The organism is Streptomyces sp. NPDC029138, from assembly GCF_055564375.1.
Genome location: NZ_JBVHWM010000015.1, coordinates 1 through 19,506, shown reverse-complemented (window position 1 = coordinate 19,506; position 19,506 = coordinate 1). Strand labels below are relative to the sequence as shown.

Sequence of the window (19,506 nt, the reverse complement as noted above, 5' to 3'; positions counted from 1 at the left end):
CAGCGCCACGGTCGGCTCCGGGACGAGTGGAGGCGGGTGTGGCTTCGCTTACCTGGCGTTCCTCCTGGGCTCCAGCCGCTCACCACATCCAGGCGCGACGCGTCGGCCGCGCCGGAAGCCGGATTGGCGGATCGGCGGTATGGGCTTCAGCGGTCGCCGGGGCGCCCGGTGCGGAGCGCCGAGGCCCCGGCCTCTTCCGGATGCGTAATATGCTCCAAATGAACTCGGCTATTACGTCCACGCGTGGCGAGACCGTCATACGACGCGCCGTCGCCCGGGACGCCAAGCGGCTCACGCGACTCGTGCGCGGCTCGCGTGCCTACGAGGGCCAGTACGCGGCGATGGTCGCGGACTACCGCGTCGGGCCCGACTACATCGAAACACATCGGGTCTTCGTGGCCGTCGACACCGATGATTCGGCGGGCCGGGTGCTCGGTTTCTACTCGCTGGTCCTCGTGCCGCCGGAGCTGGACCTGCTCTTCGTCGAGGACGGGACGCAAGGCCGCGGCATCGGGCGGCTGCTCGTCACGCACATGAAGTCCGAGGCGCGCGCGGCGGGGCTGGACCGTGTCCGAGTGGTGTCGCATCCTCCGGCCGAGGGTTTTTACCGCAGCGTGGGCGCACTGCTTACCGGGACCGCCTCCGCGAACCCGCCCGTAGTGGCGTGGGACCGACCCGAGCTGGAGTTCTTGATCCCGTAACCGCCGACCCGACCTCCTCGTCGCAATCGATCCGCCACCCTGACGACACCCTCGTTGCCACCCGGGAGCGGCGAAGAACTCCGTGCGGGCCGCGTGCTGGTGCTCGTCCCCGCGGGGTGTGAGGAGGTGTCCTTCCCCAGCACCACGGACGTGGAGGAACTGGTCGACTGGGTGCGCCCGTTCGACGACGCCACCGTCTTCGCCACCTACGCCTCGCTCGGGCTCGGCACGCTGGAGCGCGCCCACAAGGCCCGCCTTCCGGGCTGGGACCTCATCGGGGTCGACGTACTGATTGGCCACGGACGCCTTGGCGTAGGCGGTGACGGCCCCATGCACCTTCCCGGACACCTCGCACCAGACCGGCGCTGCCGGGATCACTCGCGGCCGGCTTCAGGTGCCGGGCGACTTTCTCGCCGGACTCCACCTCGGTTCGCGACTGTCCCTCCGCCTCAACGTGCTCGATGACCGCTGCCTGCACGTCCTGGGTGAGGTGATCGGGTGGAGCCGGTGTCTTTCCCGGGCGTGCCTACCGGCGCCGCCGCGAAATCACGAGCGGCCTCGCTCTCGCACGAGAATGCGCCCGTGAACCGGCCCCGGTGCCGGTGGCTGAGGCGCGGCGTACCCGGCTAAGCGGTGTGGTGGCGCCGGTAGTGGCGGGCGACGCGGACACGGTTGCCGCATGGGGGGGAGCACCATTCGCGGCGTGGGTGGTTTTTGACGAAGTACAGCAGGCAGTTGGGTGCGAGGCAGGGGCGCAGGCGAGCACGGTCCGGCCCGGTGAGCAGCTCGACTGCCTGGTGGGCGATGAGCTGTACGGCAAGGTCCGCAGCCGTTCCGGAGCCGCGGTATGCGCGTGAGGGCTGGCCGTCGGTGGGCCAGGCGAGTTCGGGCCAGACCTGAGCGAGAGCGTTGAGTGTGGCGATCGCCTCCGGGCGCGTCAGCCCGGGCGCGGTGGCTGGCGGACGCGGATCCTCGGTGGCCTCGGCTGCCAGCTTGCGCAATGCGTCGCGCAGGGCACGCAGCTTTTCGGCGACCGGGCGCACCGTGTGTTCGTCGATCTGGTCCGCCTCAAGGTCGCTCACCGGGCCGAGACGGCTCGCGACCGCGCGCAGCCAGGCAGCGGGGCCGCTGTCACTGGCGAGAGCGTCGCGGGGGTGGCCACGGTCGACCGTCACGGTGTTCATCAGTTCGATGGGCAGCGGCTCCCCCAGTAGCACCGCGCTCGTGGTTGCTGTCCTGGCCATGCCTACGACCATACCACTCGGCTAATGGGAAGCGACCGACTCAACCATTTGACACCGAGGAGAGAGGTGCACCATAGTCCTAATGGAAGCAAGCGATTCAACCATTAGGTTGATGGGATTCCCAAGAGGAGCTGTTATGTCAGCGCTGCCCCAGATCAACCCCGCAGAGGCCACCGGCGAAGCCGCCGCCCTGCTCGGCGAACTCAAGAAGAGCGTCGGCTCCGTGCCGAACATGGCGAAGGCGATGGCGAACAGTCCGGCCGTGCTCAAGGGCTGGATGAGCCTGTCGGACGCACTCGGGGGTGGGGTGCTGCCCGCCGCTGTCCGAGAGCGCCTGGCACTGGCCACGGCGGAGTACAACCGCTGCGCGTACTGCCTGTCCGCCCATACCTTCCTGGGCAAGAACGTCGCCAAAATCGACAGTGACGAAATAGAGCGCGCCCGCCACGCCGAGTCGGCCGACCCGCACACAGCCGCGCTGCTCGCCCTCTCCGAGGCCATCGCCCGAGGCCGCGGCACGGTCGACGACACCGTGCTGAAGTCGGCCCGCTCCGCCGGCGTCACCGACGCTGAGATCGCCGAGGTCGTCGGCAACCTCGCCCTCAACATCCTGACCAACTACTTCAACATCGTTGCCGAAACGGACAACGAGTTCCCTCTCGTCACGCCGCACCAGTCGACCTGACGAGCCTGCCGTGCGGGTCGCGGTCCTGTCCTGCCGACGGCGACCCGCACACCCCCCTGCCATCCCGCCACGGCCAGGCCGCCTTCACAGAGGGCACGGGCCGGCTCACAACCGTCGGCGGCCGGGCCGCGGACGGCCGACAAACGCGGCGAGCGAGCCGGCAGTGGGGTTTTGTGGAGGTGAGAGGAACGCCGGGCAAGGGAAAGGTGCTCACGCCCACCGCACCTGCACCAGCACTCGCAGCGGCACGCACCTACACCCTGTCACCGTTGGTCTCACGGCGATGATCAGCACGAGCGGGCCGGACAGAGCGCGTCCGTGACGCGATGAACACCTGGCCGGCCCACACACATGCATGATGAATCGAGGCAGCAATGACTCCAGCATCCGAGTCCCAAGGAGACGGCACATAGGACGTGATCGTGCTGGGGGCCGGCCCGGTCGGCCAGAACGTCGCCGACCGCGCCCGCGCCGCCGGACTCACGGTGGCCGTCGTGGAACGCGAACTCGTCGGCGGCGAATGTTCCTACTGGGCCTGCGTACCCAGCAAGGCACTGCTGCGGCCGGTCATCGCCCTCGCCGACGTCACCCGCGTGGACGGCGCCCGGCAGACCGTGACCGGGAGGCTCGACACCGACCAGGTCTTCGCCCGCCGCAACCGCTACGTCACCGACTGGGACGACAGCGGCCAGGCCCGGTGGGTGAAGTCGATCGGAGCCGCCCTGTTCCGCGGCCACGGCAGGATCGACGGCCCCCACCGTGTGACGGTCACCCCTGCCGACGGCGCACCGCACACCCTCACCGCCCGGCACGCGGTGGCCATCGCCACCGGCAGCCGGCCGGTGCTGCCCGATCTTCCGGGTATCGAAGAGGCCCGGCCCTGGACCAACCGGAACGGCACCGATTCCGGCACCGTGCCGGCCCGGCTCGCCATCATCGGCGGTGGAGGGGTCGGCGTGGAGATGGCCACCCTCTGGCAGGGTCTCGGCTCCCAGGTCACCCTCCTCGCCCGCCGTGGCCTGCTGACCCGCATGGAACCGTTCGCCGGCGAGCTGATCGAACGCGCTCTCACCGAGGCCGGCGCGGACGTGCGGATCGGTGTCCAGGTGACCGCCCTGCGCCGCCCGGACGCCACCGGCCCCGTCACACTCAGCCTCGTCGACGGCAGCGAAGTGGAGGTGGACGAGGTCCTGTTCGCCACCGGCCGCACACCCGCTACCGACGACATCGGCCTGGACACGATCGGCCTCACCCCCGGCTCCTGGCTGGAGGTGGACACCACCTGCCTGGTCGACGGGGTCGATGGCGAGTGGCTGTACGCCCTCGGTGACGTCAACCATCGCGCGCTGCTCACCCACCAGGGCAAGTACCAGGCCCGCACCGCGGGCGACGCCATCGGCGCCCGAGCCGCCGGCCGCCCGGTGGACGACGCCGCGTGGGGCGACCATGCCACCACTGCCGACCAGCACGCCGTCCCCCAGGTCTTCTTCACCGACCCCGAGGCAGGCGCCGTGGGCTTGACCGCCGAGCAGGCGTCCCGCGCCGGACACCACGTCAAGGTCGTCGACGTCGACTTCAACGCCGCCCAGGGCGCCAACCTCTACGCCGACGGCTACCAAGGCCACGCCCGCATGGTCGTCGACCTGGACCGGGACATTCTGCTCGGGGTCACCTTCGTCGGCCCCGGGATCAGCGAACTACTGCACTCGGCCACCGTCGCGGTCGCCGGTGAGGTCCCGCTCAAGCGGCTCCGGCACGCCATCGCCTGCTTCCCGACCGTCAGCGAGATCTGGCTCTTCCTCCTCGCCGCCCACCAGCGCGAGAGCGGCTGAGGCTGCCCGGACGCTCGGCCGGACGGATGACGTCCGAACCGGTCGACGTCAGCGGCGGGTCCGCCGAATCGCGCAACGATCGTGCGGCAGGGCGACGACGGCCGTGTCGTCGCCCTGCCGCGCAGCGAAACGCGGATGGCTTCGGTGGGGAGCACACGCGTCGGCGAACTTCCGGCCTTGACCCGGTATGCGGGACGGTCCCGTGGCCGGCAGAAGTGATCGGGCTGGAGGTCAGACCGCGGTGCGGCCGCCGTCCACGGGGAGGACCGCGCCCTGCACGAAGCCGTCCGCGTCATCGGCGAGGTACGCGATCGCCGAGGCGATCTCCGCCGCGGACGCAGGGCGTCCTGCGGGTGCCTGAGCGGCCAGGGTCTGAAGGTACTCCTCGGACTGCGCGGTGGCCTCGGTGCGGGTGGGACCGGACCGTACGGCGTTGACCCGCACCCCCCGCGGTCCGTACTCGGCCGCCCATGCCTTGGTGAGCAGGTTCAGCGCCGCCCTGCTCGACCCGTACAACGCCATGCCCGAGAAACCGACCGCAGCCGCAATGGCGGTCACGTCGACGATCGCCCCGCTGCCACGGTCGGCCATTCGGGGAGCGAGTTCGGCCACGAGGTAGAAGGGCGCCTTGACGTTGAGCGCGTAGACGGTGTCGAAGAGGCTTTCCTCGGTGTCTTCGGTCGCCCCGAAGGGGTGGACGCCCGCATTGTTGACCAGGACGTCGACCCGGCCGCCGCCCAGCGTCAAGGCGTCGCGCGCCAGCCGTCGTGCAGCCTGCGCACCGCTCAGGTCGGCGGCCCAGCCAGTTCTTCCGCGGCGGCGGCGCCGATGCCGCTGGTCGCCCCCGTCACGAGTGTGAGGTCTGTCCGCGGCTGCCCGGGAGCACGGCCGCGGCACGTGTCGGGGGACGACTGCCCGTCCCCCGCGCCTGCTCGCACAGTTCCAGGCTGCGCGACGCGCTTCACCGGGTGACTGAAGAAATCAAGGTATCCGGATCGGCGACGGTGGCCCAAGCACATGTTCCGGAGGATCCCCTGCGGATGCCCCTTTTAGTCGAAAGCGCCTCAACGATGACGAGACCGCGGCCGGTTTCCGCCATCCCGTACTCCGCCGCGGCATCCTCCTGCCAGATCCCGAAGTCCGTGACCATGACCAGAACGCACGATCCCTCACTGCTGATCGTCAACGTGACACTGTCCGTTCCGCTGTGCAGGATGGCATTGGCGATCAGCTCGCCGACGATGATGCGGACGTTGTCCACCTGCTCTGGCCCGCATCGGTGACGCAACAAGACATCGGCGAACGCGCGCGCCTCCGGTACGAGTCGTCCCTCGGCCGCCATCACCAGCTGAGCGAGCCGGGAGTGTCCATGGGCGTCAGGCCGATACTCGGGTTCAGCCTCATTTTGCAGGGATGCGCGAGGGTTGCTCGTGCAGGGGTCAAGCATGGCTCTCCTATGCAGACGGAGCGGCACAGTTCTGCCGGGTCGCTCTCCCCCCAGTGGTCAGTCGTTGTAAAAAACCGATCCGGCTCGAAAGTCGGTACCGCACCGCCATAGGGCCTTCTGAACGCCGGTATAAGTCGCGGCAACCTGCTCGAACCGGCTCCGCGGCTCAACACACAACGCCGCGCTGTCCGGAAACGGACGGCACCACCCGAGATCGGGCCGGCGGCCGGATGCTTCGGGCAGTGCCTCCTGTTGCGTTACCGTCAGATCTTCTCCAGGCTGGTGTTCTCCAGCTCGCGGACGAGGCTGGAGGCGACGTCCTTGGCGTCTCCGAAGAGCATGAGGGTCTTGTCGAGGTAGTACAGCTCGTTGTCGACGCCGGCGAAACCGGCGCTCATCCCCCGCTTGACGACCATGATGGTGCGCGCTGCGGCGACATCGAGGACGGGCATGCCGTAGATCGGGCTGTCCTCACGCGTGCGGGCGGCCGGATTGGTGACGTCGTTGGCGCCGACGACCAGAGCGACGTCGGCCTGGGCGAAGTCGCTGTTGATGTCGTCCATGTCCAGGATGCGGTCGTAGGGGACGTCGGCCTCGGCGAGGAGGACGTTCATGTGCCCGGGCATGCGCCCGGCGACCGGGTGGATGGCGTACCGGACCCGTGCACCGTCGCGTTCCAGGATCTCGGCGACTTCCTTGATGCGGTGCTGGGCCTGGGCGACGGCGAGGCCGTAGCCGGGGACGATGATGACGTCCCTGGCAGCCTCAAGGATCATGGCGGCCTCGTCGGGGCCGGCGCTGCGCACGGGGCGGTCCTGCGTCTCGTCCGCCGTGGCGGCCGCGGTGACCGTGATCTGTCCGAAGGCTCCGAACAGCACGTTGCGGAAGGAGCGGTTCATGGCGCGGCTCATCATGACGGACAGCAGGAAGCCGGAGGCTCCGTCGAGCGCACCCGCGATGACGAGTGCCTTGTTGTCCAGGACGAGTCCCATCGCCGCGCCGGAGAGCCCGGCGTAGGAGTTGAGCAGCGAGACGACGGTGGGCATGTCGGCCCCGCCGATGGGCACCACGAGCAGGATGCCGAACAGTGCCGATACGGCGATCAGCAGGGGAAAGCGCGCGTCGGCCGACGGGGCGATGACCAGCCAGAGGGCGAGGAGGACCGCTGCGGTGAACAGGACGAGGTTCACCATCTGCTGGCCAGGAAAGACCGTCGGGCGGCCCGGGAGAACGCCCTTCAGCTTCCCGAACGCCATGAGGCTGCCGGTGAAGGTCACGAAGCCCAGCAGGACTTCGCACATCAGCGCGACTGCGGTGAAGGTGCTGAGCGACGCGGCGTGCTCGTAGTACTCGGCGGTGCCGACGAGTCCTGCCGCCAGCGCGCCGAACGCGTGGGAGAGGGCGATGCGTTCGGGCATGGCCGTCATCGGCATGTACTTGGCCATGGCGCCACCGATGACGGAGCCGATCACGACGGCCACCAGGATCCAGCGGTAGTCGACGATCTCTTGGTGGACCAGGGTGTCGACCACGGCCGCTGCCATGCCGACCGCCGTGAGCAGCAGACCTCGGCGGGCGCTCCGGGGGTGCGTCATGCCGCGCAGTCCGAGAATGAAGAGGGTGCCCGAGGCGAGGTACAGCAGTGGGATGGCGATGTCACGCATCGGCCTTGGCCTTTCCTGTGGCGTGGGCCGGGTTGCTCGGCCGAAACATGCGCAGCATGCGGTTGGTGATGAGGAATCCGCCGACGACGTTGATGCTGGACGCGGTGACGGCGACGGCGCCCAGCGTGGTGATGAGCGGACCGTGGTGGGAGCCGGCCAGCAGCAGGCTGCCGACCAGCGAGATGCCCGCGATCGCGTTGGTGAGGGCCATGAGTGGGGTGTGCAGGAGAGCGGGAACGCGCCGGATGACTTCCAGCCCGATGACGGATCCCAGGACGAGGACGTACAGGCCGGTTTCGATGGCTGTTGACATGATCAGTTGCTTTCTGCGGTGACGGCGTGCCGGACTGCCGCGGCTGAGGCGTCCGAGGGGTCCAGGCCGAACAGGGTGCGCAGCGCGGGGTGGACGACCTGCCCGTCCCTGGTCAGAAGGGTGTCCCGGATGATCGGGTCGTCGGCAGTGAGCCGCGGGCGGCCCTCCTCGCCCAGCAGGTGGCGGGTGAAGTTGGCGAGGTTGCGCGCGTACAGGCGGCTGGCGTGGGCTGCCACACCGGCCGGCAGGTTGGTGGGCGCGGTGACCGACACGCCGGAGAGTTCGACGGTCTGGTCGGGCACGGACACTGCGCAGTTGCCGCCCTGCGCGGCCGCGGCATCGACGATGACGGATCCGGGGCGCATCGCGCGCACCATGTCCTCGGTGATGAGCACCGGCGCCGGTCTGCCCGGGACCTGCGCGGTAGCGATGACGATGTCGGCAGTGGCGACTTCGTCGGCGAGGACCTCGCGCTGACGGGTGTAGAACTTCTCCTGCTGCGCCTGTGCGTAGCCGCCCTGCCCCTCGGCCGAAGAGGTGTCCAGGGGCAGGTCGATGAAGATGCCTCCGACGCTCTCGACCTGCTCGCGCGCTGCGGCACGCACGTCGTAGGCGCGGACGACGGCGCCCAGCCGCCGCGCGGTGGCGATGGACTGCAGCCCGGCGACTCCCGCACCGAGAACGAGAACACGCGCCGGGGCGATGCTGCCGGCGGCGGTGGTCATCATCGGCAGCATCTTGTCGGCCCGTTCGGCCGCGACCAGGACCGCTCGGTAGCCCGCGACAGCGGACTGCGAGGACAGTACGTCCATCGCCTGCGCACGGGTGATACGCGGCAGCAGATCCAGGGAGAACGCCGCGAGGCCGTGCTCGGCCAGACGGTGGACGGGGTCGGGGTGGCTGAGCGGGTTGGCCAGCCCCACCAGTACGGACGAGGGCCGCGTCAGCTTCAGATCCTGCGCCGGGTCCGGGTCTGACGCGTCGCCCGCTCCGATGAGCCGCACCTGTAGCACGATGCCGGCGCTGAATGCCTCGGCGCGGGTGCCGGACCGGGCGCCGGCGGACAGGTACTCGCTGTCGGGATGGCCCGCCCGGTGGCCGGCCCCCTGCTCGATGACGATCTGGTGACCTTCGTCGGTCAAGGAACGGACTTCGTTGGGGGTGAGGGCGACCCGGGTCTCTCCTGGGACGACTTCTCGTGGGACGCCGATGTGCATCTACGTCATTCCTTTCACGCCGCCGGTTGGAGTCGGCGCTTGGCTGATATACCGGCACTTGGCTGATAGGGGTGGCCGTCTGGACGTGCGGCAGAGCACGACGGTCGGTGCGGGGCCGGTCGGGCCCGCCCTCGCTCGGGCCGGGCCGTGGGCTGGGGGCGTGAGGGAGGCGACGACGGCGACTGCCGGCCAGAAAGAGCGGACCGCCCCCGCTTGAGGCGGTCCGCTGCGGGTGCGGCCGGCGCCGCGATCGGTCACACGCCCAGGGCCATGAAGCCGCCGTCCACCGACAACGTGACACCGGTGATGTAGCTGGCACGGGGCGAGGCGAGGAACACGATGGCCTCGGCGATCTCACGCGCCGACGCGAGCCGGGCCAGGGGCACCCGGGCCCCCAGGGCCTCGAACTCTTCCTCGCCGATCATGTCGACCACGTTGTCCGTCTTGGTATGGCCGGGCGCCACCGCGTTGAACCGGATGCCGCGGCCACCGAACTCAACCGCCCACGTACGTGTGAAGGAATCCACCGCGGCCTTCGAGGCCCCGTAGACGGCCGTGCCCTGTACACCGCTCAGACCCGCGATCGTGGTGACGTTGACGACGCTCCCAAGGCCCTTGGCGGCCATCTTCGACACCAGCGCCTGCGTGAGGAAGAACGTGCCGCGCACGTTGGTGTCAAGCAGCGCGTCGAACGCCTCCAGGCCCTGCTCAAGGGTGGGGGCGAAAGGAAAGGCGCCGGCGTTGTTCACCAGCACGTCCACGTCCCCGGCCTCCTCGGCGAGCCGGCGCACCGATTCCAGGTCGCTGAGGTCGGCCGCGACGAACGTGGCCTTCCCGCCTGCGGCCTCGATCGCGGCGACCGTCTCCGCGCCCTTGACGGCGTTGCGCCCGGAGACGATCACGAACGCCCCCTGCTCGGCCAGCAGCAGCGCGACCTCGCGGCCGATACCGGAGGTGCTGCCGGTCACCAGGGCAGTCTGATTCTCGAATTGCATGGGATTACCTTTCGGTGAGTGCGGATATCCCCGCGCTCTCTAGGTACGAAAACTTCCGTACCACTGTGGGTCGATTCCCTCACTGCCGCAAATCTGCTGCCACCCCGCGAAGATTTCCCGCTATCCCCGTGAGCTGGGAATTCCCGGTTGGTCCCAGTGTTTCCGTGGGCGGCCATAAGCAGATCCGTGCACTATTCGCCGTCCAGGTTCCGGTGACTTCGAGCAGCGGCATAGAACGTTCCACGCAGCCGCCCCGCGGAGTACGCTGAAAACCGCCACGCAGGAAGGGAGTGCCGTGCCCGACATCGATGGCCATCCGGCGCCTCATGAAATGGAGATAGGTTCCGTATTCGCCGCACTGGCCGATCCGCACCGCCGCCGCGTCGTCGAGCAACTGTGCACCGAGCCGGACCTCGTCGAACGCACGTGCGCCTCGTTCGGTCTGAGAGTGTCCAAGTCGACCCTGACCCACCACTTCCGCGTACTGCGCGAAGCCGGGCTGATCAGACAGATCGATTACGGCAACAGCCGCAAGGTGATGCTCCGTCGCCGGGAGCTGGAAGACCGCTTCCCCGGACTGCTGGGTCTGGTCAGTGTGCAGACGGCAGAGCAATCCCCGCCCCCGCCGCGGCGCCGGTGAAGCGGAACCCGCTGCGAGGCGCCGACGGCGCGGCGTGGTCCAGTCACGGTCGTCGGGGACCGACGGCCGAGCGGCGGACGAAGGCCGATGCCGCTCGCCGGTGCTACGGCCTCCTCAGCCGTCCGACGGTTCCGCGGCAGACCGCGCGGACCCGAGCGCGGACAGCGTGTGCCTCAGTCGCCGGATGTCTTCGGCGAGGAGGGTCATCCGCATCCGTTCGTGCGTTGCCGCCAGGGACGGATCCAGCCTGAGCCAGGCCGACAAGAGGGAAGCAAGCTGCGCCTCGGCGGCCTGCACGGCCACGGCGAGGTCGGCGTTCCACACTTCGATCGCCGGCCAGTCACCCAGTCGGCGGATCAGCGCGTCGTGCTGTTCAGCGACGTCCGTCCGGCTCCACCGATTCCAGATATTCCCAGCCGAAGCAGCCGACCACGCGGAGTCCGCCGACACGGTGCACAGGCCGGCAACCTGCGCCCGGTACGCATCCCACTCCGCACGCAGGCTCGGGGCACCTTCCGGCCGCTCACGCACCGGGCGACCGAGCGGAGCGACCACAGCGGTCTCGCCGGACGTTCGAGTCGCAGACCGCGGGCAGGTGTCTTCCAACGCGGCACAGGATGGGGTATTCGCTCGGAACTCCATGGCAACCTTCCGTCCAGGCATCACAGCTGTGCCTACGTCGAGCGGATGGCGCGGAGCGCGACCCTCCTGACCGGCCGATCGCGCCCACGGCCTTGGGCGGCCCCGGCCGGCGCAGCCCCCGCCGCTGCGCCGGGAACTCCGCGCCACAGCATCCGCGCCACCGGCTCGTCTGACCGCCCTCGTCCGGGCGGGGCTGCCTCTCAAGGACCGGGCGGGGACTTCTCGGACCTGCGGCGTGATGGTGTGCCGCGTCTTCAGGTCTGACAGGCAGCCATGGCGGGGAGGCCCCGAGGGCGGATCGTGCTGCCCCCGGGGCCGGACCTTGCGCGGTCGGCGGATCAGTTCACACTCTGGCCACCGTCGACCATCACGGCCTGACCGGTGACGAACGAGGCCCGGTCGGACAGGAGGAAGAGCGCCACCTGTGCCACCTCCTCCGCCTCGCCGATACGGCCGAGCGGGATCTTCTCACCGTGTGGGTGGTACTCCGAGCCGTCGTTGTTCCTGGTGATCCCGCTCTCCGTCAGCGGAGTCCGGATGATCGTCGGGTTGACGGTGTTGACACGGATCGAGTCAGGGCCGAGTTCGACGGCCGCCGCGCGGGCCAGTGCCGCCACACCGCCCTTCGTGGCGCTGTAGACGGAAATGCCGTGCGTGCCCAGCTCCGCGAACACCGATCCGTTGAAGACGATGGCCCCACCGCGACCCTGCCGCTTCATCTGAGCAACCTCGGTGTAGAAGAAGGAGCCCTTCAGATTGCCGTCCACCAAGTGATGCCACGCGGCCTCATCCAGTTCCGTGATCGGGCCGACGGCGGCGGTACCCGCGTTGTTGAAGGCCACATCGAGCCGGCCGAAACGGCTCACGACCTGCTCCACCACGTCAGCGGCGCCCTTGACGTCGGTGGCGTCGGCCTTGATGAACAGCGCCTCGCCACCGTTCTCCGTGATCTCGTCCACAACCTCCTTTCCGGCCCCCTCACGCCGGCCGGTGAAAGCCACGCGCGCACCCTCCTGCGCGAACAGAACGGCGGCGGCGCGCCCAATTCCGGAAGTTCCACCGGTGATCAATGCGACCTTTCCGTCCAGCAGACCCATCGTCACTCCTTGAAACCCTTTCGAATGATGCCGCTGAATACCATCCTCGGTACCCGGCTGCCTGCCACCGTGCGATGGCAAGGATCCACAGCAATGCAAAACCCACCGCCATTCCGAGCCGGCCATGAGATTTCATGAGAGCGGCGATCGGTGCAGCTTTTACCGGGCGGATGACCAGCTGCCGTGCCGTGTGTTGCTATGGACAGATGGAACTGCGGGAACTTCGAGCCTTCATCGCCGTCGCGGAAGAGCGTGGTATGTCAGCCGCAGCACGCCGACTGCATGTGAGCCAGTCGGCGCTGTCCCAGACCGTGAGCAGCCTGGAGCGGCAACTGGGACTGAAGCTGCTGATCCGTACCAATACGGGAGTGCGCCCCACGGAAGAGGGTGAGGCCCTCCTGGCCGAGGCCCGTGCCGTGATCGCTCGGCACGATCAGGCGCTACGGACCATGGCCGGCCTCACGAGCCCGGGCTGCGGGCTTCTGCGTGTCGGCATCCCCCTCGAACTCCCGTCCGGTCTGCTCGGCCCGGCGATGGAACAGGTGGCAGCCGCGTGCCCCGATACCCGAGTCCAGGCCCGCCATCTGTCATCGGCGGCACAACTGGAGGCACTCCGATCCGGCGAACTCGACATCGGCCTCCTCAGGGAACGCCCGACCGACCCCGACCTCGATGCCATGCTGATCGTCAGGGAACCGCTCGGAGTGCTGCTGGCGGCGAGTGTGGCCGCGGAGCTTGCCGACGACAAGGGCGTGCGCCTGGAGACCCTCCGTGGCCTGGAATGGGTGAGCTTTCCCCGCTCCGGCAGCCCGGCGTGGTACGACGAGGTGACCTCGGTGCTGCGCAGCTTCGGCCTCGACCTCGGACCGCAGCCGCCGGAGGACCAGGCGCTGATCGCGGAGGTGAAACTGGCGGCGGTCACCACGGAGAAGGCCTTCGCCCTGGCCCCGCCCGACTGGTCGCAGCCGCTCCCTGAGAATGTCCTCTTCAAGCCGTTGCACGACCATCCTTTGGTGCGCCGTACCTGGGCGGCCTGGCCCGCCCGGTCGCGACGCCGTGACCTGGCCAGCTTCATCGCGGGACTTCCCGCTCCGGACGCCTGACCATCCTGGCGCTGTCACCGCGTACTTCTCGGGCGGGGCACTCGAGCACACCGCGAGGCGCGGTACCCGAGGCGCTACCGAACTTGACCGAGTGGTGTCGGGACGGTCCGGCAGGAGCCGGCAGGTCTCCGTCGGGCCCGGACGACCAGGTCGCGGAGGTCCCGCCGGCGGATGCCGTTCGGCTCGTCCTTACGGCCCGATGTTCGCGGACCGCAGAGACGACGAGCCAGGACCGCCGGCCCGGCCTGTAGCAGGCCATGCGCACCTCGGGTGGTGTCTCGACGGAGAACAAGAGCGGTCGTCACAGGGGCGGCTCATGCCGGACGGCCGGATTTCCCCACCCGACTGGAAGCCACTCCGGCCATGCAGATAAACGGTAGCCGCCATTAATGAATTAGGTGACAAAGCCGTTCGTCAAGCATCTCCTTGGTAGGACTCACGGCTCTGACCTGCACGAATGTGGCCACTAAGAGGGTCTGACATGTATCTGCGCCGCCACTTTGCCTACACGGACGCGGACAGGTCGGCCCGCGAAAAGGCGTACGTTATGGCGCGCAGTCAACTTTCCAAAGGAGCGCTTGACCATGAATTCTTCATACCTCGCCGGGAGTGTGGCACTGGTGACCGGAGCGACGAGCGGCATCGGTGCGGCGACCGCGGCCCTGCTGGCTGAGCGCGGGGCACACGTGCTGGTGGCCGGGCGGAACGTATCGCGCGGCGAGTCCGTGGTCGGCGGCATCCGCGCGCGGGGCGGCAAGGCGGACTTCCTGGCCGCAGACCTGACAACGGCCGACTCGGTACGCGACTTGGCACGCCGGGCGATCGACATGGGCGGCGAGGTCGACGTTCTGGTCAACAACGCGGGCATCTACCCCTTCGGGCCCACGGCGGAGACCTCGGAAGCAGACATCGACAGTGTGTACGCGCTCAATGTCAAGGCGCCGTTCTACCTGGTCGCCGAGCTGGCGCCTGCAATGGCGGAGCGCGGACGCGGCTCAATCGTCAATGTGAGCACGATGGTGGCCGACTTCGGCATGGCGGACATGGCCCTGTACGGGTCCAGCAAGGCCGCCGTGAACCTCCTGACCAAGTCGTGGGCAGCCGAGTACGGCCCGCGAGGTGTGCGCGTCAACGCGGTCGGCGTCGGGCCGACCCGTACGGAGGGGACGGCCGGCATGGGTGAGGACCTGGACGGGCTGGCCGCCCTGGCACCCGCGGGCCGCCCCGCCACGGTCGAGGAGGTCGCCTCAGTGATCACGTTCCTGGCGAGTGACGCGGCGAGCTTCGTGCAAGGCGCGATCGTGCCCGTCGACGGCGGACGCACCGCCGTCTGAGTCGCACGGTCGACTCGCTGAAGAAGAGGTGAACCGGCCGGTTGTCACGAGGTGCGCCTCGCGCCTGACAACCGGCCGGTGAGCCCGAGCCATCGTGCGGCCGTCCACGGTGCTCCGGGTTCGTCCGGCCACCGCCGGCTCCGGGGGCTCACCACGGCTGCGGAGGATGCGCGGGCAGCTGATCCCAACGGCGTATCAGTGACCGATGTGAGTAGCAGCGAGGTGAGAGGAAGCCGTTGGTCGACGTCGGCAGTGCCGTCGGCCAGCCGTCGCGGGGATGGCGGCGGCCACAAGATCACGATGCACGTGGCCGACGAGCGTACCGGGCTGGCCCTTTCGCTCTATGCCCGCCCTCCGGGCTGCTGACGCAACTGCACATCCACGGACCCGAACCAGGGATGACCGCTCGCTGCCCCACGTGTGGCTGACCCTGGGCACCGGGGTCGGAGCCTTCCGGTTCCGTACGGCCTGGAGGAAACCGCGCAGTCCGTGTCGCCGTTGAGACATGTCGCAGCTGTGACAGCTCCCGCCAGTGACAGGTCCTGCCTTCTCGCCGAATGATTTCGGACAGTTGTGATCTACGGCTGTTCGAAAGGTGTTTCCCTGATGGCAAAGATCCGCCTCATGGCGGCGACATCAACAGGATTGATACTGCTTGCTGGAGTCGTACCCGCCACCGCCGTGACGCGGACGGCGACCACCGGTACCGTCACTCGCCCCGCGACCGTGCCGGGGGCTCGCTCCACGACCGTACGGCTGGTCACCGGTGATCAGGTGACCGTGACGTCGCTGCCAGGCGGACGGCGCACCGCGTCGGTGCGGCCCGGTCCCGGTCGCGAGCACATCCCCTTCGAGACGTTCGAAGAGGACGACAAGTCGCTGACCGTGCTCCCGTTGGACGCCGAGGCCCTGGTGTCCGCGGGCACACTGGACCGCCGGCTGTTCGACGTGACCTCCCTGATCTCCCAGGGCTACGACGAGGCACACACGTCCGCGCTTCCGCTGATCGTCTCCTCCGAACCGTCCCGGGAGGGGGCCAGGGTCACCGCTGAGGCGGCACGGGCCGCCGCTGCCACCGCCGACCGGCTCGTGGCGCTCAACACCCCGGGGACCCCCTTCCGGAACCTGCCGAGCATCCACGCACGGTCACTTCGGGTCGCCGACCGCCAACTGGGGAACTTCTGGAAGACGTTGAACCCCGGCGGCACGACCGGTGTCGCCCGTGCCGCGCTGACCCCCCGGGTGTCACTGGACGGCAGGGTGAAGGCCGTACTGGACCGCAGCACCGCGCAGATCAACGCCCCCACTGCCTGGAAGGCGGGTGACGAGGGCCAGGGAGTCAAGGTGGCCGTGCTCGACACGGGTGTCGACGCAAGCCATCCCGACTTGGCCGGTCGTATCGCGGAAGCCGAGGACTTCTCCCAGAGTTCCAACACGGACGACCACTTCGGTCATGGCACGCACGTCGCCTCGATCGTCGGCGGCAGTGGCGCCGCGTCGGGCGGGACCCGCCGAGGCGTGGCGCCCCGGGCCGACCTCCTCATCGGCAAGGTGCTGGGCGACGACGGCTACGGTACGGAGTCGGCCGTCATCGACGGCATGCAATGGGCGACACGCGAGCACGCCAAGGTCGTCAACATGAGCCTGGGGTCGGGCTCCCCGACCGACGGCACCGATCCGCTCAGCCAGGCGGTCGACTCCCTGACCGCGTCCAGCGGCACGCTCTTCGTCGTCGCGGCGGGCAACGAGGGGGAGACAGGGCCGTCCAGTGTCAGCTCGCCGGGTGCGGCCGATGCGGCGCTGACCGTGGGGGCCGTCGACCGTGACGACTCCCTCGCCCCGTTCTCCAGCCGCGGCCCGCGCCTGGGCGACGGCGCGGTCAAGCCCGACGTGACCGCCCCCGGAGTCGGCATCACCGCCGCCCGCGCGTCCGGCACCACCCTGGGCGACCCGGTCGACGCCCACTACGTCGCGCTGTCGGGGACATCCATGGCCACCCCGCACGTCGCCGGCGCCGCCGCGCTCCTGGCCCAGCAGCACCCGGACTGGGACGCCCAGCAGCTCAAGGACGCGCTGATCAGCACCGCGCACACCGTGCCCCACACCCAGGTGACCGAACAGGGCGGCGGCCGTATCGACGTGGCCGCGGCCATCGGCCCTGTCAGGGCCAGCGGTTCCGTCTCCCTCGCCCCGTTGCGGACGGGCGGCTCAGGAGGGCGACAGCAGTCGGCCACCGTTCGCTACACCAACTCGGGCGACCGTCCGGTCACGCTTTCCCTGGCCCTCAGCCTGGCCACCGAGTCCGGTCGCGCGCTCCCGGACGGGGTGGTGAGCCTCGGCTCCGACACCGTGCGGCTCGCCCCCGGCACCACGGCCGAGGTACCGCTGAGCACCGACGCCCGGCACGCGGTCCGCGGCAACTTCTACGGGTACCTCACCGCGAAGTCCGCGGACGGTGCCGTACTAGCCCACACCACCGTCTCCCTCGCGGTGCACGCCCCGCAGCACCGGCTGACCGTGCTCTACCGCGACCGCGACGGCAAGGTGATGCCGGACTGGCTGCCCACGATATGGGGCCCCGACGGATTCGTGGACTACGCGGACCGGCAGGCCCATGTCGCCCTGGTGGAGGAGGGCACGTACTACGTCAGTTCCGCCTTCTACGACATGACCGATCACGGCGGCGAGGCGGGCACCGTCGTCGCCCCCGAGGTCAGGGTCACCGAGGACCGGACGGTGACGCTGAACGCCGCGAAGGCCACCGAGGTGCACATCCGCACACCACGCCCCGCCGAGCAGCGCGGCATCCTCAGCACCACCGTGTACCGCCGGATCGACGGTCGCGGGCTCATCCAGGGAGCCATGTACTTCGACGACGTCTCCCGCCTCTATGTCACCCCGACTTCCCGGGTGACCGACGGCGCCTTCGAGTTCTCCTCGCGCTGGCAGATGGTGGCCCCGCAACTGCGGGCGAAGGTCTCCGGCAGCTCCCGGGAGTTCGTCCCGTACTACGAGGCTCACTCCCCCGCGTTCGCGGACCGCGGCGCCCGGCTGACCGCCGTGGACGCGGGCACGTCGTCGGCGCCCGACTTCCGCGGCGCACGCGGGAAACTCGCCGTCGTACGGTACGACTTCTCCGTCACCGAGCCGGAACTCGCCCGGTCCGCCGCGAAGGCGGGGGCCAAGGCGCTGCTGATGGTGTGGCCGCAGGATCAGGGCAGCGCCTGGACCCGGTGGCAGCCGACGGGTGACCGGACGGCCCTGCCCAGCATGCGAGCCTCCTGGAAGGACGGCACCGCCCTGCTGGAACGCGTCAAGAAGGGCACCACGACGGTGACACTCTCCGGCACGGTGCGCAGCCCGTATCTGTACGACGTGATGCAGGTGTCGAAGGACTTCGTCCCCCAGCGGGTCGTGCACACCGTCTCCGAGCGGGAGAGCGCCGTGGTGCGCAGCACGTACACCCGCACCGGTGCCTCGCTCTGGGCCAGCGAGCAGCGTTTCGGGTGGCGCCCGTACCAGGCGACCGCGTGGAACCAGTACAGCCGCCAGGTCCCGGTGGGCCGGGAGCGCGTCGAGTACGTGACCGGCGGGGACACTGCGTGGAACCACGTCGTGCACCACGACGTCGTCGACCAACCCGACCTGCCGTTGGCGGCCGGCATGCGGAACGCGCCGCGTACCTACCGGCCCGGCCAGCGCGCCACGGAGCGCTGGTTCGGAGCGCCGGTCCGTCCCTCCATCCCCCGCGGCTGGTCTCAGCCGTCGGTCCGCAACGGTGACACCCTGTCCGTGTACGTCCCGGAGTTCACCGATTCCGACGCCGGTCACTGGGCGTTCTCGGAGACGGGTGGCTTCGGCATCGGCCGGGCGACCGCTGCCGACGACGTGGCATCGGCGGTGCTGTACCGGAACGGGGAGCAGGCCGCGGTCTCCGACAACGGTGCGTGGGGCACTTTCGAAGTGGCCCCGGGCGATGCCCGGTTCCGGCTGGACCTGACGACTGCCCGTGTCTCGGACGACTGGCGCCTCGGCGTGAGCACGCACACGTCGTGGACGTTCCGCTCGGACACCACGACGGGCGTGGCCCGGCTGCCGCTGCTCCAGCTCGACTACGGCGTACCGGTCGACGCGCAGGGCGCCGTCAGCCGGGCACGCGTACACCACCTGGGCCTCACCGTCCGCATGCAGGACGGCATGGCCGCCCCGCGCGGCGTGCGTCTGAAGGCCGAGGCGTCATACGACGACGGGAAGACCTGGACCACGGCGCGTACGGCGCGGCACGGCGGCGACCGACAGTTCACGGCCACCGTGGAACGGCCGGCGAACGTGCGTGGCGACGCTTATGTGACGCTGCGCGTGACCGCCACGGACTCCGCCGGCAACAGCGTGCGACAGACCGTGGATCGGGCGTACCTGCACCGCGGTACCGCGTGATGCGCGGACGACGCTGACGCGCGCGTGCCTTCACTCGGCGGGGGGGGGGGGGGGGGGAGGGGGGGGGGGGGGGGCGGGGGCGGGGGGGGGGGGGGGGGTTCCCCTAGGGAGGAGGCTCCGGGGACAATGGGGAACCTGTTTCGGGGACCGTACCG

General features: G+C 69.6%; 16 protein-coding genes. 7 read left to right on the top strand and 9 right to left on the bottom strand.

Features of this window, described 5'->3' with window-relative positions; translation table 11 throughout:
• Positions 1-218 precede the first annotated feature (218 nt).
• Positions 219-701, top strand: a complete 483-nt coding sequence (locus ACZ4WH_RS15490) for a GNAT family N-acetyltransferase (RefSeq protein WP_468180517.1) — start codon at positions 219-221, stop codon at positions 699-701.
• Positions 702-1,327: 626 nt separating this feature from the next.
• Here ACZ4WH_RS15490 and ACZ4WH_RS15485 read toward each other — a convergent pair.
• Entirely contained in the window at positions 1,328-1,945 is a 618-nt protein-coding gene (locus tag ACZ4WH_RS15485) for a CGNR zinc finger domain-containing protein (RefSeq protein ID WP_468180515.1), read from the bottom strand.
• Between the two features lie 136 nt (positions 1,946-2,081).
• On the opposite strand from ACZ4WH_RS15485, the gene ACZ4WH_RS15480 reads away from it, so the two are divergent.
• The gene (locus ACZ4WH_RS15480; protein ID WP_468180513.1) at positions 2,082-2,630 is read left to right on the top strand and encodes a carboxymuconolactone decarboxylase family protein; all 549 of its coding nucleotides are present in this window, start codon (positions 2,082-2,084) and stop codon (positions 2,628-2,630) included.
• Positions 2,631-3,046: 416 nt separating this feature from the next.
• Complete coding sequence (locus ACZ4WH_RS15475; protein WP_468180510.1) at positions 3,047-4,462, top strand: dihydrolipoyl dehydrogenase family protein; 1,416 nt, start codon at positions 3,047-3,049, stop codon at positions 4,460-4,462.
• 231 nt (positions 4,463-4,693) lie between these two features.
• Here the strand turns inward: ACZ4WH_RS15475 and ACZ4WH_RS15470 are convergent, their stop codons facing one another.
• The 6 genes from ACZ4WH_RS15470 to ACZ4WH_RS15445 all read right to left on the bottom strand — a co-directional run bounded on the left by ACZ4WH_RS15470 (position 4,694) and on the right by ACZ4WH_RS15445 (position 10,098).
• Positions 4,694-5,359, bottom strand: coding sequence for an SDR family NAD(P)-dependent oxidoreductase (locus ACZ4WH_RS15470; protein ID WP_468180508.1), 666 nt, complete (start codon positions 5,357-5,359; stop codon positions 4,694-4,696).
• Between the two features lie 64 nt (positions 5,360-5,423).
• Positions 5,424-5,909, bottom strand: a complete 486-nt coding sequence (locus ACZ4WH_RS15465) for an ATP-binding protein (RefSeq protein WP_468180506.1) — start codon at positions 5,907-5,909, stop codon at positions 5,424-5,426.
• A 263-nt stretch (positions 5,910-6,172) separates the two neighbouring features.
• Entirely contained in the window at positions 6,173-7,573 is a 1,401-nt protein-coding gene (locus ACZ4WH_RS15460; protein ID WP_468180504.1) for an NAD(P)(+) transhydrogenase (Re/Si-specific) subunit beta, read from the bottom strand.
• On the bottom strand, positions 7,566-7,886 hold the full coding sequence (locus ACZ4WH_RS15455) for an NAD(P) transhydrogenase subunit alpha part 2 (RefSeq protein ID WP_468180502.1): 321 nt from the start codon (positions 7,884-7,886) through the stop codon (positions 7,566-7,568). Before ACZ4WH_RS15455 ends, ACZ4WH_RS15460 begins: the two co-directional genes overlap by 8 nt.
• A gap of 2 nt (positions 7,887-7,888) precedes the next feature.
• Entirely contained in the window at positions 7,889-9,103 is a 1,215-nt protein-coding gene (locus tag ACZ4WH_RS15450) for an NAD(P) transhydrogenase subunit alpha (protein ID WP_468180500.1), read from the bottom strand.
• Between the two features lie 254 nt (positions 9,104-9,357).
• Entirely contained in the window at positions 9,358-10,098 is a 741-nt protein-coding gene (locus ACZ4WH_RS15445) for an SDR family NAD(P)-dependent oxidoreductase (RefSeq protein ID WP_468180498.1), read from the bottom strand.
• A gap of 295 nt (positions 10,099-10,393) precedes the next feature.
• Here ACZ4WH_RS15445 and ACZ4WH_RS15440 point away from each other — a divergent pair, with 295 nt between their 5' ends.
• Entirely contained in the window at positions 10,394-10,738 is a 345-nt protein-coding gene (locus ACZ4WH_RS15440) for an ArsR/SmtB family transcription factor (RefSeq protein ID WP_468180496.1), read from the top strand.
• A gap of 114 nt (positions 10,739-10,852) precedes the next feature.
• Here the strand turns inward: ACZ4WH_RS15440 and ACZ4WH_RS15435 are convergent, their stop codons facing one another.
• The gene (locus ACZ4WH_RS15435; RefSeq protein ID WP_468180494.1) at positions 10,853-11,269 is read right to left on the bottom strand and encodes a hypothetical protein; all 417 of its coding nucleotides are present in this window, start codon (positions 11,267-11,269) and stop codon (positions 10,853-10,855) included.
• Between the two features lie 449 nt (positions 11,270-11,718).
• On the bottom strand, positions 11,719-12,477 hold the full coding sequence (locus ACZ4WH_RS15430) for an SDR family NAD(P)-dependent oxidoreductase (RefSeq protein ID WP_468180493.1): 759 nt from the start codon (positions 12,475-12,477) through the stop codon (positions 11,719-11,721).
• A gap of 134 nt (positions 12,478-12,611) precedes the next feature.
• On the opposite strand from ACZ4WH_RS15430, the gene ACZ4WH_RS15425 reads away from it, so the two are divergent.
• From ACZ4WH_RS15425 to ACZ4WH_RS15415, 3 genes are all read left to right on the top strand, one after another.
• The gene (locus ACZ4WH_RS15425) at positions 12,612-13,580 is read left to right on the top strand and encodes a LysR family transcriptional regulator (protein ID WP_468180491.1); all 969 of its coding nucleotides are present in this window, start codon (positions 12,612-12,614) and stop codon (positions 13,578-13,580) included.
• A 584-nt stretch (positions 13,581-14,164) separates the two neighbouring features.
• A complete protein-coding gene (locus tag ACZ4WH_RS15420) occupies positions 14,165-14,914 on the top strand; it encodes an SDR family NAD(P)-dependent oxidoreductase (protein WP_468180489.1) in 750 nt (249 codons plus the stop codon).
• A 606-nt stretch (positions 14,915-15,520) separates the two neighbouring features.
• The gene (locus tag ACZ4WH_RS15415; RefSeq protein WP_468180487.1) at positions 15,521-19,351 is read left to right on the top strand and encodes a S8 family serine peptidase; all 3,831 of its coding nucleotides are present in this window, start codon (positions 15,521-15,523) and stop codon (positions 19,349-19,351) included.
• The last annotated feature ends 155 nt before the right edge of the window (positions 19,352-19,506 follow it).